The 236-nt window shown below is 44.9% G+C and carries 1 pseudogene; it reads left to right on the forward strand.

What is annotated here, in order from left to right:
• Positions 1-236, forward strand: a pseudogene (gene fusA / locus AAEY62_RS24805) (elongation factor G); the annotation flags it as partial.

A 236-nucleotide genomic window follows, 5' to 3' on the forward strand; every position in this document is an offset into this window, starting at 1 on the left:
GTGATGTAGTTGGTGACTTAAACCGTCGCCGCGGCATGATCGAAGGCATGGAAGATGCATTAGGTGGACTGAAGCAAATTAATGCACAGGTTCCCCTTTCTGAAATGTTTGGTTATGCTACTGACTTACGATCTGCAACACAGGGTCGTGCTTCATACTCTATGGAGTTTTTGAAGTACGCCGAAGCATCGAAACATGTTGCAGAGACAATAATTTCAGCTCGCGCTGTAATATGA

This window comes from Pseudoalteromonas sp. GW168-MNA-CIBAN-0100, from assembly GCF_040309225.1.
In the GTDB taxonomy this organism is placed as follows: Bacteria; Pseudomonadota; Gammaproteobacteria; order Enterobacterales; family Alteromonadaceae; genus Pseudoalteromonas; species Pseudoalteromonas arctica.